This is a genomic window from Lactobacillus sp. ESL0785, from assembly GCF_029395455.1.
Classification (GTDB): Bacteria; Bacillota; Bacilli; order Lactobacillales; family Lactobacillaceae; genus Lactobacillus.
In genome coordinates, this window is sequence record NZ_CP113916.1 from 44,136 (window position 1) to 59,473 (window position 15,338).

17 protein-coding genes are annotated in these 15,338 nt (G+C 35.6%); 15 read left to right on the forward strand and 2 right to left on the reverse strand.

Annotated elements, in window-relative coordinates; translation table 11 throughout:
- The first annotated feature begins 2 nt into the window (after window positions 1-2).
- The 7 genes from OZY43_RS00215 to OZY43_RS00245 all read left to right on the forward strand — a co-directional run bounded on the left by OZY43_RS00215 (window position 3) and on the right by OZY43_RS00245 (window position 4,863).
- A complete protein-coding gene (locus OZY43_RS00215) occupies window positions 3-470 on the forward strand; it encodes a PTS sugar transporter subunit IIA (RefSeq protein WP_277164851.1) in 468 nt (155 codons plus the stop codon).
- A 5-nt stretch (window positions 471-475) separates the two neighbouring features.
- A complete protein-coding gene (locus OZY43_RS00220; RefSeq protein WP_277164853.1) occupies window positions 476-772 on the forward strand; it encodes a PTS sugar transporter subunit IIB in 297 nt (98 codons plus the stop codon).
- A 34-nt stretch (window positions 773-806) separates the two neighbouring features.
- A complete protein-coding gene (locus tag OZY43_RS00225) occupies window positions 807-2,057 on the forward strand; it encodes a PTS transporter subunit IIC (RefSeq protein ID WP_277164855.1) in 1,251 nt (416 codons plus the stop codon).
- Window positions 2,058-2,074: 17 nt separating this feature from the next.
- Window positions 2,075-2,722, forward strand: a complete 648-nt coding sequence (rpe, locus tag OZY43_RS00230; protein WP_277164857.1) for a ribulose-phosphate 3-epimerase — start codon at window positions 2,075-2,077, stop codon at window positions 2,720-2,722.
- Window positions 2,723-2,742: 20 nt separating this feature from the next.
- Window positions 2,743-3,294 (forward strand): 6-phospho-3-hexuloisomerase, encoded by a 552-nt coding sequence (gene hxlB, locus OZY43_RS00235; protein ID WP_277164859.1) that lies wholly within the window; start codon window positions 2,743-2,745, stop codon window positions 3,292-3,294.
- Window positions 3,295-3,313: 19 nt separating this feature from the next.
- Window positions 3,314-4,063, forward strand: coding sequence for an SDR family NAD(P)-dependent oxidoreductase (locus OZY43_RS00240; RefSeq protein WP_277164861.1), 750 nt, complete (start codon window positions 3,314-3,316; stop codon window positions 4,061-4,063).
- Window positions 4,064-4,692: 629 nt separating this feature from the next.
- Window positions 4,693-4,863 (forward strand): hypothetical protein, encoded by a 171-nt coding sequence (locus tag OZY43_RS00245; RefSeq protein WP_277164863.1) that lies wholly within the window; start codon window positions 4,693-4,695, stop codon window positions 4,861-4,863.
- Window positions 4,864-5,209: 346 nt separating this feature from the next.
- Here OZY43_RS00245 and OZY43_RS00250 read toward each other — a convergent pair whose 3' ends face one another.
- Entirely contained in the window at window positions 5,210-6,589 is a 1,380-nt protein-coding gene (locus tag OZY43_RS00250) for a serine hydrolase domain-containing protein (RefSeq protein ID WP_277164865.1), read from the reverse strand.
- 178 nt (window positions 6,590-6,767) lie between these two features.
- On the opposite strand from OZY43_RS00250, the gene OZY43_RS00255 reads away from it, so the two are divergent.
- Together OZY43_RS00255 and OZY43_RS00260 are read left to right on the forward strand one after the other, a co-directional pair.
- Window positions 6,768-8,534, forward strand: coding sequence for an oligopeptide ABC transporter substrate-binding protein (locus tag OZY43_RS00255; RefSeq protein ID WP_277164867.1), 1,767 nt, complete (start codon window positions 6,768-6,770; stop codon window positions 8,532-8,534).
- Between the two features lie 27 nt (window positions 8,535-8,561).
- Complete coding sequence (locus tag OZY43_RS00260; RefSeq protein ID WP_277164869.1) at window positions 8,562-9,476, forward strand: proline-specific peptidase family protein; 915 nt, start codon at window positions 8,562-8,564, stop codon at window positions 9,474-9,476.
- Between the two features lie 98 nt (window positions 9,477-9,574).
- Here OZY43_RS00260 and OZY43_RS00265 read toward each other — a convergent pair whose 3' ends face one another.
- Entirely contained in the window at window positions 9,575-10,216 is a 642-nt protein-coding gene (locus OZY43_RS00265; RefSeq protein WP_277164870.1) for a recombinase family protein, read from the reverse strand.
- A 228-nt stretch (window positions 10,217-10,444) separates the two neighbouring features.
- On the opposite strand from OZY43_RS00265, the gene OZY43_RS00270 reads away from it, so the two are divergent.
- The 6 genes from OZY43_RS00270 (at window position 10,445) to OZY43_RS00295 (ending at window position 14,966) form a co-directional block, all read left to right on the forward strand.
- Window positions 10,445-10,942, forward strand: coding sequence for a PTS sugar transporter subunit IIB (locus OZY43_RS00270; protein ID WP_277164872.1), 498 nt, complete (start codon window positions 10,445-10,447; stop codon window positions 10,940-10,942).
- Window positions 10,943-10,956: 14 nt separating this feature from the next.
- On the forward strand, window positions 10,957-11,766 hold the full coding sequence (locus tag OZY43_RS00275) for a PTS sugar transporter subunit IIC (RefSeq protein ID WP_277164874.1): 810 nt from the start codon (window positions 10,957-10,959) through the stop codon (window positions 11,764-11,766).
- Complete coding sequence (locus OZY43_RS00280; RefSeq protein WP_277164876.1) at window positions 11,759-12,580, forward strand: PTS system mannose/fructose/sorbose family transporter subunit IID; 822 nt, start codon at window positions 11,759-11,761, stop codon at window positions 12,578-12,580. The genes OZY43_RS00275 and OZY43_RS00280 overlap by 8 nt, the downstream gene beginning before the upstream one ends.
- Window positions 12,581-12,597: 17 nt before the next feature.
- Window positions 12,598-13,023, forward strand: coding sequence for a hypothetical protein (locus tag OZY43_RS00285; RefSeq protein WP_277164878.1), 426 nt, complete (start codon window positions 12,598-12,600; stop codon window positions 13,021-13,023).
- An 8-nt stretch (window positions 13,024-13,031) separates the two neighbouring features.
- On the forward strand, window positions 13,032-13,871 hold the full coding sequence (locus OZY43_RS00290; RefSeq protein WP_277164880.1) for an alpha/beta hydrolase: 840 nt from the start codon (window positions 13,032-13,034) through the stop codon (window positions 13,869-13,871).
- A gap of 300 nt (window positions 13,872-14,171) precedes the next feature.
- Window positions 14,172-14,966 carry a TraX family protein gene (locus OZY43_RS00295; RefSeq protein WP_277164882.1) on the forward strand — a complete coding sequence of 265 codons (795 nt, stop codon included), beginning with the start codon at window positions 14,172-14,174 and terminating at the stop codon, window positions 14,964-14,966.
- The last annotated feature ends 372 nt before the right edge of the window (window positions 14,967-15,338 follow it).

Here is a 15,338-nt window from a genome sequence, read left to right on the forward strand (position 1 = left end):
ACTTGAACTTTAGTGAGTATGTAGACGAAAAAACAATTTATCTGGGATTAGATGTCACAAATGTGCAAGAACTATTTCAGTTTATTGCCAATGATTTGGAAAAACATAATTTTGTACTGCCTGGATTTTTTGATTACCTAGTATCAAGAGAAGACAATTATCCTACGGGGTTAAAGCTTAACAACTATGCGGTGGCAATTCCGCATGGCGATCCTAAATATATTCAAAAGCCTTTTGTGGCTGTAATAACACTTAATCATCCAATAAAAATCAGACAAATGGATGATGCAAATACGGAACTAGATGTAAGGTTGTTGTTTTTGTTAGGGATGAATGCGAATAGCGCTCATCTGGATCTCTTAAAAGAAATAATTTCTTTAATTCAGCAAGAAAGTTTTGTTAGAAAAATAGGTACAGCTAAAACGAAGTCAGAGGTAGTAAAGGTTATTAGACAAGAAGAAAAGAAGTAAAAACTATGAAAAAAATAAACATCTTGGTAGCTTGCGGAAGTGGTATCGCGACTTCAACTATTGCGGCCAATGAAATTGAAGATGTATGTAAAGAATACGGAATAACAAACTACAGTATTTCTAAATGCAGTATGACAGAAATGTTAAGGATGAGTAAAAAAGTGGACATTGTTTTTACGACGAATAATTATCGCGGCGAAATAGACTCCCCATTGATGAATGTAACTGCGTTTATTACAGGAATAGGAACCGATAAATTAAAACAAAAAATAGGTGAAAAATTATTAGAACTATCTAACTGATAAGCATGAAAAAATCATATTAAGAGGGGGAAAAATGGAACAATTAGCAGAGATTTTCAGAACAATTATAAACATTGGTGCGACTGCATTACTGCCAATAATTATTTTCATTTTGGGATTAATTTTTCGAATGAAAATTGGCGAAGCAATTAAATCTGGACTAACTGTTGGTATTGGCTTTATGGGGTTATCTTTAGTAGTTAATCTATTGACATCTTCATTGAAGCCAGCTGTTGATTATTATTCTAAGCTAGGTTCTGGATATACCATTACTGATATTGGCTGGCCTGCTATTGGTGCTGCTTCATGGGTAGCTCCGTTTGCTGGATTAGCTATTTTATTAGGAATTTTGATCAATATTGTACTTGTTAGAACAGGTTTAACTAAGACAATGAATGTCGATATTTGGAATTATATGCATTTTTTGATTCCAGGTGCCTTAGCATATGTGTTGTTTAACAACTTTTGGATTGGTCTTGTAGTTACTGTTTTAATGTCAATTGCGGCTTTATTTATTGGTGATAAATTAGCTAAAAAATGGGAAGACTACTTTGGCTTAGAAGGTACGACATGTACGACAATTATTTATACTGCCTGGGTAATCCCGTTCTCTTGGCTAGTGAATAAGTTAATCGATATTATTCCTGGATTAAATAAAATTGATTTTAGTTTAAAGGATGCAAACAAGCATTTGGGTATTTTTGGAGATTCATCAATTATTGGTACGATTGTAGGACTTTTATTAGCTGTTTTAACACATCAAGGCTTAGCTAATACGGTTAACATGGCAATCGGAATTGCTAGTGTAATGGTGCTGATGCCGAAGATGGTTAGTGTCTTAATGGAAGGAATTTCTCCAGTTGGTAAAGCAGCGCGGACAACGATGTCAAAGCAATTGGGTGAAAAAGCTGACTTACATATCGGGATGGATATTGCACTAGGACTTGGTGATCCGACTACTGAAACAGCTACTGTAATTACAATTCCATTGGTAATTCTATGTGCACTATTTTTACCTAATATTAAGCTATTCCCAGTAGGACTGTTAATGTCAATTATCTATATTTCAGTTGCTGGCTCGTTAGTTACCAAGGGTAACCTGTTTAGAACTGTCCTAATTGGAACAATCTTTTGTGCGATTACGCTGTATCTTGAGGCTTGGGTTGCTCCTGGTGCTACACAGATGATCAAAGCTGGTGGCGTTAAAGTATCAAGTTTATCTTCTGATTTAACTTTATCTGAGCCATGGAATTTATTGATTTACTGGCTGAGAACTGTCTTTTGATTAAAGGAGATTGAAATATGACAGAAATTTTACCGTCAATTTTTGGCGCTGACATTTTGAACTTACAACGAGAAATTGATCAGATAGAAAAGGAGAACATTAAACTTTTACATGTGGATGTGATGGATGGCAACTTTGTTAGTAACATTGCATTTGGTCCTAATCAAGTAAAAGCAATGAAAGACTACAGCAATTTAACTTTTGATATTCATACGATGATTGCAAACCCATTAAGACATATCGAAGACATTATCAATACGGGTGCCGAAATGATTTGCGTACACTTTGAATCGACATCACAAATTCATTATGTTTTACAGAAAATAAAAAAGGCAGGTAAAAAGGCTGGTGTTGCACTTGCACCGGGCACTTCAGAAACTGAAATTAAATATCTATTGAATGAAGTAGATTATGTTTTGGTGATGTCAATTAACCCTGGTGAACCGGGACAAACATTTTTACCGCAAACGATTGAAAAAATAAAAAATGTGAAGAAAATGATTGGCAATCGTAATATTCAAATTGAAGTAGATGGTGGGATTACTGATACTTGGGCAAAAGCATGTAGGGATGCTGGTGCAGATTTACTAGTTGTGGGCGGTTATCTGTTTGGCAAAGAACAATTCCACCTGCAATATCAAAAATTACTTGATGCAATTAAATAAAAATTTTGAAAGAAATTAATATGAAAAATTATACGATTAATATTTTAAGACAGTTGACAGAATATGCAAAAAATTTAAATACGAATGAACTAAAAGCTGTTGTTTTACAAATTAAACAGGCACGACATATTTTTTTAGCAGGAGCAGGTCGCTCAGGCTTGGCGGTCCAGGCTTTTACCAATAGGTTGATGCATTTAGGTTACTCTACAAGCTTTGTTGGTGAGATTAGTTCGCCGCATTCACATCCAGGAGATCTGTTAATTATTTGTTCGGGATCAGGTGAAACAGCTAGCTTAAAGGCATTGGCAAAAAAAGCTAAAAATGTAAAGGTTACGGTAGTTTTATTTACAACTGCCAAAAATTCTTCGATAGCTGGGTTAGCCGATTATCAGGTGCTTCTACCAGGAAAAGCTAAGGGAACAATTGCTGATGAAACTGGCTTTGAGCAGCCAATGGCGTCTTCATTTGAGCAGTTAGCATTCTTAACGTTTGATGGCTTAGTAATTAATTTAATGGATGAAACTGGCGAAACTTCTGCATCAATGTTTGCTAGACATGCGGATTTTGAATAAGAATGAGAGGAAACATAAAATGAAAAAATTTGAAGGTAAAGTTATTTTGGTAACTGGCGCTGCTAATGGGATTGGTAAGGGTATTGTAGAAAAGTTTGCACAAAATGGTGCCAATACTGTTATCGTGGATTTTGATGAGAAAAAAGGCCAGGCTGTCGCTGATGAATTGACAAGTAAGTATCAGAAGTCATTGTTTGTCAAAACCGACGTGTCTGATTATTCTGCCCTTGAAAATGTTCACGCCAAAGTAATGGAAACTTTTGGCAGAATTGATAGTTTGATTATTGATGCCGGTATTGCATATGCAGATACTGTAGATGAAATTTCTGTTGAGGAATGGCAAAGGGTAATTAACATTAACTTGTCAGGTGCATTTTATACCGTTAAAGCCTTTTATCAGGAATTCTTAGAAAATAAGGGCAGCATGGTCTTTATTACTTCGGGTTCTGCATTAAGTGGTACTGGTGGTGGTGTTGCATATCCTGCTTCAAAGGCTGGTGATGAAGGCTTGATGAGAGGATTGGCAAAAGAATTGGGCCCTAAAGGCGTAACTGTCAATGCAATAGCTCCGAGGGTAATTGATTCAGGTTTGTTAAGCGTGCATTATCCAACTAAGGAAAGCTTAAAGCCATTATTAAAGCAAATTGCTGTTAGAAGAATTGGTAAAGTAGATGACGTTGCTAACTTAGCTTATTTCTTGGCAAGTCCTGAGAATTCTTACATTCAAGGTCAAACTATATTATTAGATGGAAATAGAACGGTTAGATAGCAAAACTATAACTAAAATAAAGTAGTGGACTTCCATTGAAATTATCCTTGATTTAATCTTAACTGAAACTTGAAAGTCAGAAATCACGCATAAACAACGTATTTCCTGACTTTTTTGCCCCCAAAAACGCAAAACCTGTCTGTGTTAGTATCCAAATCAAAGTCTTATATTATGAAAACTATACTGCAAATTAATCAAGAGAAGTACACTTCTTCCTTAATTTCTGCTTTTGCCAAACTAATTGGTCTAGCTGATCTAACCACGTTTTGCTCGTAAGTCCTTGTATCGTTTTGTTTAACCGACAAAATTTACCTCTAAGACTAGTAGAAATTTTCTTAATGATTGTTGCATTAATTGGAAAAGTTGCTTTGTTTAGCTGCTGCTAATTTAATCACTGCTCTTAGGACAGTAATCGACAAGCGCAGAAGACTGGCTTTGATTGGTGATGATACTGCTCCTATTCTAAGAAGCCAGAATCACTTGCTAGAGCCTATGAACATTGTCGTTGTCGCTCTTATGACGTAGAGAGTTTGTATGAACGTTTAGTTGCAAAGCTAAAGATGACTATCTTTATAGCTGTGTAGTCAATGCTGAGTATACGAGACACAGTTTTCCTATCAAACTAGTATATGTTACTAAACGTAGCCAAACAATATCTTGTTTTGGACAAGTCACACATTCAAAGTTATGACGACGGGACGGGCAATGTGGTTATTTTGCCATTACAGCTGACTTGCTGGCTTGGCAAGAAAGACAAGCCACAATTGGGGATTTATTTAATGAACGCCGCTAGCCTTTGAAGAAACATTGATCTACCTGTTAGCAGCGCTAAAAGAGATTAAGGAACAAATTACAGCAGAGTAGGATCAAATAATCAATTTATCAAGCTATTACCTAATTTTGTGCAAAAGATGTTACAAAGGATAGTATGAGACATAATTAAGCGCTAAAAAAGTCAGATGACGCAAGAGATCTGACTAGTTTTACTGCTTTCAAGTTTCAGTTAGTTAAATAACCGTTGGTTGTATAAAACACCAGCGGTTATTTTTTACTCTAAATTTTTTTAGAATAGTTTTCATTTTGCATAGATTAGTGACCAAGTTCGTAAATAGCTACTACTAAAATACTAGCAAAAGGGTAAGTCTTTTAAATGATTACTTCAACTTTATTGAAGACAGTCTTTTTACCCAATGCTGGCTCGGTCAGAATTTCGACTTTATTTTTGCTAATTGTTATTGGTAATAGCTCATGTTCATAGAGTCTTTCCTCAATAAACATTAACCCATTATTATTTTTGATTACAGGGTAACGCCACTTGCCAATAGTTACCACTAGCTGATCATCTTTAGCACTCAAAGTAACTAAACCATAACCTTTGTTTTGGTAGTCACCTAGTAGTTCTGCTTTGGCTGGAACAGATATATAATTGTCGCCTTTAAGTTGCTTGATTTTTGCTTCTTTAGCAGCAATTTTATTATCCATAATGGTTTTAACTTTATTAAGCCAATCTGTATCTGTAACGCCAAGGGCGTGATCAATCGTATTATAGGCCCAAGCAAAAATAGCGTCTGTTGAATCCATGTTAGTGGTCATGACAAAGGCTAGGTCAAGATCAGGAACAAAGCCTAAGAACGAGCAGTAGCCAATATAAGAACCACTGTGGTAGAAATATTTGTGACCACGGTAATCTTCCATCATCATGCCTAACCCATAATTGGCAAAGTTAGCACTACCGTAAGCTCTACTTGGAGTCATGATCGACTGTGGAAGATAGCGTTGTGCTGTAATTTCATTTTTTGTTGTCTTCTGAGTTTTTAGCTGAAATTTAGCCCACGTTAATAAGTCAGAGATAGTGGCCAACATGCTGCTGGCACCGCCAACCTTACCGGGAGCAATAAAAGGTACTTCTTTATTTTTCTCATCTTGTCTAATATAGGGCTTAACTACCCGATTAAAAGGTGCTTCATGATGGTTGATAAAAGTATTATGAAGCTTTAAAGGCTCTAAGAGATTTTCTCTTTCGTAATGACCATAGTCGTCACCGATTACTTGCTCCATAACATAAGTAGCTACGGCAAAGATCAGGTTGCTGTACTGCATCTTATAACGCAATTCATGGTTTGGTTCTAAGTAAGCAACATGTTCGACTTTTTCTTTTAATGTTAAATCATATTTATTCATGTTAGTGAACCGCATTAAATCGTGAGCCGGCAACCCGCTTTGGTGGCTCAACGCATCCCTAAAGGTGAGATGTTCTTCGACATATTTATCTACCATTTTAAAGTCTGGCCAATAATGTTTAAGGGGGGTATCTAGGTCAATTACTTCTTTATCTGCTAACTGACAAATAGCGGTGGCCAAGAAAGTCTTTGATATTGAAGCTAGCGGATAAAGGCTGTCTGCTTGTGCTTGTCCATATACCTGGCTGAAACTTTCTCCGTACTGGTAGACACCAACAGCGACACTAGGAAGATTAAATTTATCTTTTAATTTTTTAGCAAATTGTCCAAAATATTTTGTATCCATGTTTAAGTTCATCCCTCATTAAATCTTTATTTTCATAAGTTATTACTCCATTTAAATAATGTAACACACTTAAATTTTTTATTAAATATTTTTAATCAAAAAATTAAAAAACATTCATTTTATAATTTTTGTGTGATATTATATTATTTATATTTAATAAACGGATGGTGATAATAACATGAAAAAAACAAAGCTACTAGCGCCGCTAGGTATTGCAGGCTTATGCACTGTGATTCTTACCGGTTGCGGAAACAATAGCAAAAACAATACTGATAATAAATCCGTGGCTAAGCTGCCAATGTCCACACCGGTAAAGCCAGTAAAGCAAGGTGGAACGGTCAAAGTTGCCCTTGAAACTGATACTCCTTTTTCGGGTATTTTTTCGCAAGAACTAGCTACTGATGATGCAGATTCGCAAGTTGCTGCTCCAGGACTAGAATCTCTATTTGATACTGATAATAACTATAAGATTAATGACAAAGGCCCTGCTACCTTACGCCTTGATCAAAAAGCCAAGACAATTAATATTACTGTAAAAAAGGGTGTTAAGTGGTCTGACGGTAAGCAAGTAGTAGCCAAAGATATTGAATATGCTTATGAAATATTAGCTAATAAGGACACGGCTTGTCCACGCTATGGGAGCCAATTTGAAATAATCAAAGGAATGAAAGAATACCACGAGGGCAAGGCTAAGACTATTTCTGGGATTACCATGCCAGACGGTGAAAATGGGCGCAAAGTAGTTATTTATTGTACTGCTCTTAATCCAAGTATGTATAACAGTGGCTGTCGTTACTATTGGGATGTTGCTGAACCATATCATTACTTAAAAGATGTCCCATTTTCTAAGTTAAAATCCTCAGACAAGATCAGAAAGAACCCACTATTTTTCGGTGCTTATCAAGTTGAAAAAGTAGTACGTGGACAATCTGTAACCTGGGTTCCAAATAAGTATTACTGGCGCGGAAAACCAAAGCTAGACAAAATCATTATTTCTGTAGTTGCACCTAATTCAACTTCCCAGGCAATTAAGAGTAATAAGTTTGATGTTGCCAATGTTATTAATACACAATGGAAACAAGTAAAAGATACTAAGAATGTTAATTTTATTTCGCAAATCCCATTAAACTATCACTATCTCGCCTTTAAAGTGGGTAAGTGGGATAAAAATAAGAGCCAGAATGTAATGGATCCGCATAGTAAGATGAGTAATAAGGCTTTGCGGCAAGCAATTGGTTATGGAATGAATATTGATGCCGTGAACCAGCGCTATACTTATGGTTTAACTTTTAGAGTGCCAACGTTAATTCCTAAACAATTTGGCGATTACTTTGATAAGAATTCCAAGGGTTATAACTACGATCTGAAAAAAGCTAATCAACTTTTAGATAAAGCCGGTTACAAGAAAAAAGGCAAATGGCGCGTTCAACCTAACGGTAAGAAGCTAGAAATTAATATTGCCGCTATGAGCGGGGACAGTACCCAAGGACCGATTATTCAGAATTATATTCAGCAATGGCAAAAGCTCGGCTTAAACGTTAAATTAGCGACTGGTAGACTGATTGAGCATAATTCATTTTATGACAAGGTTCAAAATGATGATCCTGGAATTGATATGTTCATTGGTGGTTGGTCAATGCCTTCAGAGCCATCTCCACAGACTTATTATGGAGACCATGCAGCATTTAATATGTCTCGTTTTGTAACTAAGAAGAATAACCAATTGCTCGATGAATTGAATTCGCAAAAAGCCTTCAATCATAAATATCGGGTACAAAAATTCCATGAATGGCAAGAATACATGAATAATGAGGCTTATGTAATTCCAATTGATAATTCTTACCAAATTACAGCAGTTAACAATAAGTTAACGGGCTTTTCAAGAAGACCATCCCAAAATAACAACGGGCAACCATTATGGTATAAAGTGGCTTACGTAAAATAAAAGAGAGAAAAAGAGAATATTTAAAAGATGAAAAATGGAACAAAAATAATTACTTTAGACAACGGTTATCATTTATGGACAAGTACCCAAGGAGAAGGGGATATTCATTTGCTAGCTTTGCATGGTGGTCCTGGCGGTAATCATGAATACTGGGAAGATGCCGCTGATCGACTTGCTGCAGAGGGACTTCACGTCACAGTTCACATGTATGACCAGTTAGGGTCACTTTATTCAGATCAACCAGATTACGATGATCCCGAAATTGCAGCTAAGTATTTAACTTACGAATATTTTTTGGATGAAGTAGAAGAGGTAAGACAAAAACTAGGCTTGAACAATTTTTACTTAATTGGTCAAAGCTGGGGTGGGGTTTTGGTACAAGAATATGCCGTTAAATACGGTAAAAATCTAAAAGCTGCCATTATTTCCTCGATGGTTGACGATACTGACGATTACCTAGCTTCAATTAATCGCTGCCGGCAAGAAGTTTTACCACAAACAGAAATTGACTTTATGCGTAAGTGCGAAGCTAATAATGATTACGACAACGAACGCTATCAAGCTGATGTCCAAATTCTGAATATTAATTTCATGGATCGCAGACAACCTTGCAAGTTGTATCATATTAAGCGTTTGGGTGGACTACCTGTTTACCATGCTTTCCAAGGTGATAACGAATTTGTGGTCACTGGTAAATTGAAGGAATGGCACTTCAGAGATCAACTTAAAAATATTACGGTACCAACACTTCTAACGTTTGGTGAACATGAAACGATGCCACTAGATACGGCTAGAATTATGCAAAAAGAGATTCCGAACTCGAGATTAGTTACTACGCCGGAAGCAGGACACCATCATATGGTTGATAATCCTAAAGTGTATTACAAACACCTGGCTGACTTTATCAAAGAAGTTGAAGCAGGTACTTTTAAAGGGGAATAGGATAAATTTACTTAGCAATAAAGTAGAAATAAGCAGTTTGAGTTTTAACTGCTTATTTTTTACGTTTAATTTGTTTTAATTTCTGGAAAAAATTAATGCTATTTCAATTTATCAATCTGCTTCTTTATGCGATAAACGGTCGACTTCGAGACATTGAACATGTCAGCTGCTTCTTGATAGCTCATCCCTTTGATAGTAACGGCTTTATAGATGGTCAAATAGCGATCACTGATTGTTCGCCGCGGCCGTCCCTCACGGTAACTTTTAGAATTAAATTTAGCTTTCTGTTTTCCCTTTTTGACTGCAGAACTGCGCATTTCAACTTCAATGCTATTGACTAAGGAAATAGCATCAAGCAAAAAAGTGCCTTTTTCATCGTTCTTGATTTTCCCGTAGCCAATAACATAAACGCAAATTTCTTTGTTTAGGATTCTACGTAAAATCTTGACTAACTGTTCTAAGTTACTCCCCAATTGCGCAAAATCAGTTACGATTAAACTGTCATTCACTTTAGCTACTTCAATTAGCTTATGGAGATTTTTGCGTTCATCATCAAAAAGGTCATCAATAATAAAATTAACATGGTGCCCGTTTGCAAAACGAATAATTTTTTCTCTACCACCATTGTAGGAATCTGCAGAGCAAGCTAAATAACCCCAAATAACTTGATCAGTTTTGATAGTTGAAATATTTTTAGCGTAATGCAACATGTGATTACTAAGTTTTTCAAAATTAAACATTCTTTTCTCCTAAGAATTTCAAAAAGTAAATAGTTTCTGAATACGAACAGATGATTTGTTTTTAAAAAATATCGTTATTCTTATCTTATAGGAAGCGCTTACTATAAGCAAGGTGTTTCAAAAAATATATAGTTTTTGAAACACAGATTTGTCTTCAATATATTTTTCTGTTACTTTAGCTACTATACTTTTGTTGTAAGCGTAATCAATAAGTGAAGGAGAATGGAAATGAAAATTTTATCGGCAAGAATAGATAATCGGTTGTTACACGGGATAGTTGCCACACAGTGGGCACCCCAAATTGGACCTAATCGGATAATGATAATAGATGATGAGGTTGCAACTAATCCTGTTTTAAAAAGCAGCATGAAATTGGGTAAGCCTGCTGGTATGGCAGTATCAATTATCACTGAGGAAGTAGCTACCGATCATTTACTAAAGAATGCGTATGGTGAGCAAACAATTTTTATTATTGTTAAGTCACCACAAATAATTCTTAATTTAGTTAACAAAGGGATTGCTATCGATAAGCTCACTTTAGGAGGTACTGTAGCACCTGCTAATCCAACTGCTCCAGGAATTATTAAAGTACATAACCGAGCTTACATTAATCCTGCAGAAGTTCCTGTATACCAAGAATTGATTAGAAAAGGGATTGCTATTGAAGGACAATACGTTCCTTCAGATAAAGTAATCAATGTTCAAGAGATACTTGCAAATAGTTAAAGGAGTGAGTAACGATGAGTATTTCAATTTGGCAGATAATTTTACTAACAATTATTGCCTATTTAGCACATTTTGATTTCAACTCAATTCAGCTGTTTACATTCAACTCATTAATTTGGGGATTGCTTGCTGGATTAATAATGGGTGATATGAAAACTGGAGTTGAGATTGGTGCAACGGTTCAACTAATGTCTTTAGGTGTTGTAGCTGTTGGTGGAGCTTCAATACCCAATTATCCGGTAACAGCTATTATCACAACTGCAATTGCTATTTCAACCGGAAAAGGATTAGGTGCAGGAATTGCAATTGGCTTACCTGTAGGAATTTTAGGTGTTCAGCTAGATATTTTATGGAAAATGTTTAATGGTTGGACAGCAATTAAGGCACAAAAGTATGCTGATGAAAAGAAGTATGGTGCTATGCAGTCAATGACCTTGCTTTCAACTTATACTGCTGGACTAGTGTCAGCACTACCAGTCTTTCTATCAGTTGCTTTTGGTCCTAGTCTAATTAAAGCTATCTTAGACTTTATGCCGAAATGGTTTACTAGCGGTCTGCAGCTTGCTGGGGCAATGCTGCCAGCAGTTGGGATAGCAATGTTACTTATTTATATGCCTTCTGGCAAGATGATGGAATACCTTTTGATCGGTTTTGTTCTTAGTGCTTACTTAAAAGTGCCAATTATCGGTGTTTCATTAATTGGTCTTGCGTTGATGTATCACGCCTTTAAGGAATTAAGTAAGAAGAGCAATGCTGTAGTAGAAAAGACAGATAATGCAGTCACAGAGAGCAATACTATGATTGGGGTTGATGAAGATGAGTAATGAAACTAATGACCAAACTGTATTAACGAAAAAAGACCTTAGAAGAGCATCTTGGCGCTGGATTAGAGTAGGAATTAGTTCATTCAACTATCAAACTCAATTAGCACCTAGCGTTGCTTATGCGATGCTGCCATCATTGAGAAAGATTTATAAAGGAAAAGATGAAGACCTGCGTTTATCATTAGATAACGAATATAAGTATTTCAACACTAATCCGTGGATTGCACCGTTAATTTTTGGCGCTACCTTAGCTATGGAAGACAAAGACGGTGTTGAAACTCTCGATGGGGTGCAATCACTCAAAGTCGGATTGATGGGACCCTTAGCTGGAATTGGCGATACCATTATTTGGGCAATGCTCCCAACAATCTTTGGTTCAATTGGTGCTTCTTTAGCTAAACAAGGCAATCCGTTTGGCATTTATTTGTGGGTTATTTTCAACTTAATTGTATTATTCTTTATTCGTAGTCGAGAATTTGAAATTGGCTATAAACAGGGAATGAAATTTTTAAGTACTTATAGTGATAAATTGTCGATTTTTACTGAAGCAATCTCAGTTTTGGGATTAACGGTAATTGGTGCATTAATTCCTTCAACAGTATCATTTACTACACCTCTCAAGATGGTTAATGCTGGCGTAACACTGAAAGTACAGGACATTCTTGATAAGATTTTGCCTAGCATGTTGCCAATGCTCTTGGTTGGCTTGTTTTACTGGCTAATTAAGAAGAAAAACTGGAAGATGACCACTGTTATTTGGCTAACGATTGCTATTGCGATGGTTGCGGCATTTTTCAATGTTCTAACAGTTTAGGATTTAGGAGTAAAGAATTGATTAAATATGTAATTGCATCCCATAGTGGGTTTGCCCAGGGAATGCGGGCAACACTTAACTTTTTAACTAATAATTTAAAACAAATTACTGCTATTACTGCTTACGATGACAGTCAAGCAACTGATTTGAATATCGATGATCTTCAGGAATTGTTTACGAATCTAGAGCCTGATGACAAGATTATTTTTATGACCGACATCAATACTGGTAGCGTCTCACAAAAAATCGTTCCGTTAATTCTAAATAGGAAAAATAGTTTTCTGATTACTGGCGTTAATATTCCTGTAGCTTTAAGTATTTTATTAATGGATGAAAAAAGCGTCACGCAAGAATCATTGAATACTTTAGTGACTGACCAAGAAGCAGCACCTAAGTTAGTAAATCTTAATGACTTGCTTATAGATGATCCAGATGATGAGTAGGTATAACTATGGAAATAATTAAAGAAAAATTATTTGATTCAGAATATGATTTATCAGATTCATATGTTACTTGCTATTTAAAAGGTCAAGACAAAAACTTGCGTGCTCCCGTTAATTATCCTGCTGTTATTCTTTGTCCAGGAGGAGGATATACGCAGTTAAGTGACCGTGAATCAGAAATCATTGCACTAAATTTTTTGGCGCAAGATTACCATGTCTTTGTTCTTAATTACTCACTTTTGCCAAGTAGCAAATTATATCCCAAGCCACTAATTGAAGCAGCCAAAACGTTCAACATCATTGAAAAATATGCTAAAGACTACTTAATTGATACTAGTAGAATTGTTATGGCGGGTTTTTCGGCTGGTGGACATGTAGCAACACTTTATTCAGGGATGACAGATGAATGGATCAGACATTATTCGTCAGCCAAAATAATCAGACCTTATCGTCAATTGTTGGGCTATCCCTTAATTGATTATCAATTAACGCATGACTTTACAGCTAAAGAAATTACCCAAGTGTTAGGTGATTTTACTGATGGGGCAGCACAAAAATTGGTAACCTCCAGTACTCCACCGACTTTCATTTGGGCAACTAAGACTGATGAGTTAGTACCAATTCAGAATACTTTGTCTTACGTAGCAGCTTTAGCCGAGAACGATGTTGACTTTGAAGAGCATATTTTTGGCTGGGGTCCACACGGCTTATCCTTAGCCAATGAACAAACTGATTATTTGCCGACAGATAAAAAACATGCCGATCGAGAGTTTCTGAATCAGCATGTTGCTAAGTGGTTTGATTTGGCAATTGAATGGCTCAAGCAAACTAAATTTGATATAAATTGATTTGAAATAATATTATTTATAAGCACAAATTTCACATTGGAAACTTGTGCTTTTTTGCCTTAAATTTCTTCTAAGCAGTCTTTAGTTCAGTAAAGTCAGTAATTAAGTTGGTAATTTTAGTAGTTAACAGATATAACTGCTAATTACTATTGCCAATACCAAGAGAATTAAAGAAATAGCGATCATGCCAATCAATTATTAATAGTTTTTTTATTAATTCACATTCCAAGCCTGATATTTGGGTCATTTGGCTCCCTGTGTTAAACTTTAGCAGCTATGTATTAGGAAAAGGAGAACAATATGCAGATTGCTAAAAAAGTACGAGGTTTAACTACTTTTGACTTAAAGATAATCGGAATTATTTTAATGGTAGTTGACCATTTTCACCAGATGTTTTATCCACTGGGCGCACCGAATTGGCTGGACTGGTTTGGTCGGCCAGTAGCCACTATTTTCTTTTTTACTAGTGTAGTTGGCTTTAGCCACACGCATGACAAGAAAAAATATATGGAACGGCTGTATATTTCAATGGTGCTAATGGCACTGTTTACAGCAATTTTGGAAAAAACAGTCCACTTTGAACAGGTAGTGTTAATCAACAACATTTTCCGTGATTTGTTTATTGGGACAATGTTTATGACAGGTATCGATCAATTTGCGGCTGCTAAAGATGGCAACAAGGCAAAACATATTAGTTTAGGAATTTTATGGTTTGCCTTACCGTTTATTTTTTCAGGGATTACGACACTTCTTGTGGGTGCAGCTGGCTTGCCGTTAATAATTAAGCAAATTGCCCTGGGCATTTTTCCAGCAATTCTCTTAGCTGAAAATAATATTATGGTTTTGTTAATTCCACTGCTATATCTATTTAGAAACAATAAAAAAATCCAATGCCTGCTGATTGCAGCAACCGCGTTACTTTATGGTTTAACTGGTTCAACTCAGTGGATGATGATTTTTGCAATTATTCCGATTTGGTTTTATAACGGTCAAAAGGGTCCGGGTATGAAGTATTTCTTTTATATTTTCTATCCGGCTCATATTGCAGTTTTATATTGTTTGGCCGCCGTACTTTATAAGGCACTTGGCTCTTAATAATAAAAATCTCCTTCATGTGATAACACACAATGAAGGAGATTTTTTATTAGAATTTTGTTAAATTGTAATAGATGTTAAGTAAGGTTTTTATTTTAAATTCTGCTTGATCAGTAAGAACTAACGAAGCCTAAAACCTTTAGAATATTTAACATCAAGCTTACTGTCATTAAAGAATTGTTCAGTAACAATTCCTTTTTGGTTAACTGAAAATAGAACAGGAAATTTATGGTGATTTATTGTTTCGTCATGCAAAGATAACCTTAAAAATAATAGTCTTTATGATGTATAGTTTAAGAAATATTTTTTGTTATGGTGATAGTGCCATTGAATTATTATAATTCGGTACTTCATGTAATAATTGTTTGTTCA

What these genes read in the sequence shown, in the direction of transcription:
- OZY43_RS00275 (WP_277164874.1), top strand. Translation starts at nt 10,957, where the DNA reads ATGAGTATTTCAATTTGGCAGATAATTTTACTAACAATTATTGCCTAT.
- hxlB (WP_277164859.1), top strand. Translation starts at nt 2,743, where the DNA reads ATGAAAAATTATACGATTAATATTTTAAGACAGTTGACAGAATATGCA.
- rpe (WP_277164857.1), top strand. Translation starts at nt 2,075, where the DNA reads ATGACAGAAATTTTACCGTCAATTTTTGGCGCTGACATTTTGAACTTA.
- OZY43_RS00255 (WP_277164867.1), top strand. Translation starts at nt 6,768, where the DNA reads ATGAAAAAAACAAAGCTACTAGCGCCGCTAGGTATTGCAGGCTTATGC.
- OZY43_RS00265 (WP_277164870.1), bottom strand. Translation starts at nt 10,216, where the DNA reads ATGTTTAATTTTGAAAAACTTAGTAATCACATGTTGCATTACGCTAAA.
- OZY43_RS00290 (WP_277164880.1), top strand. Translation starts at nt 13,032, where the DNA reads ATGGAAATAATTAAAGAAAAATTATTTGATTCAGAATATGATTTATCA.
- OZY43_RS00295 (WP_277164882.1), top strand. Translation starts at nt 14,172, where the DNA reads ATGCAGATTGCTAAAAAAGTACGAGGTTTAACTACTTTTGACTTAAAG.
- OZY43_RS00240 (WP_277164861.1), top strand. Translation starts at nt 3,314, where the DNA reads ATGAAAAAATTTGAAGGTAAAGTTATTTTGGTAACTGGCGCTGCTAAT.
- OZY43_RS00260 (WP_277164869.1), top strand. Translation starts at nt 8,562, where the DNA reads ATGAAAAATGGAACAAAAATAATTACTTTAGACAACGGTTATCATTTA.
- OZY43_RS00220 (WP_277164853.1), top strand. Translation starts at nt 476, where the DNA reads ATGAAAAAAATAAACATCTTGGTAGCTTGCGGAAGTGGTATCGCGACT.
- OZY43_RS00245 (WP_277164863.1), top strand. Translation starts at nt 4,693, where the DNA reads ATGTTACTAAACGTAGCCAAACAATATCTTGTTTTGGACAAGTCACAC.
- OZY43_RS00250 (WP_277164865.1), bottom strand. Translation starts at nt 6,589, where the DNA reads ATGGATACAAAATATTTTGGACAATTTGCTAAAAAATTAAAAGATAAA.
- OZY43_RS00270 (WP_277164872.1), top strand. Translation starts at nt 10,445, where the DNA reads ATGAAAATTTTATCGGCAAGAATAGATAATCGGTTGTTACACGGGATA.
- OZY43_RS00280 (WP_277164876.1), top strand. Translation starts at nt 11,759, where the DNA reads ATGAGTAATGAAACTAATGACCAAACTGTATTAACGAAAAAAGACCTT.
- OZY43_RS00225 (WP_277164855.1), top strand. Translation starts at nt 807, where the DNA reads ATGGAACAATTAGCAGAGATTTTCAGAACAATTATAAACATTGGTGCG.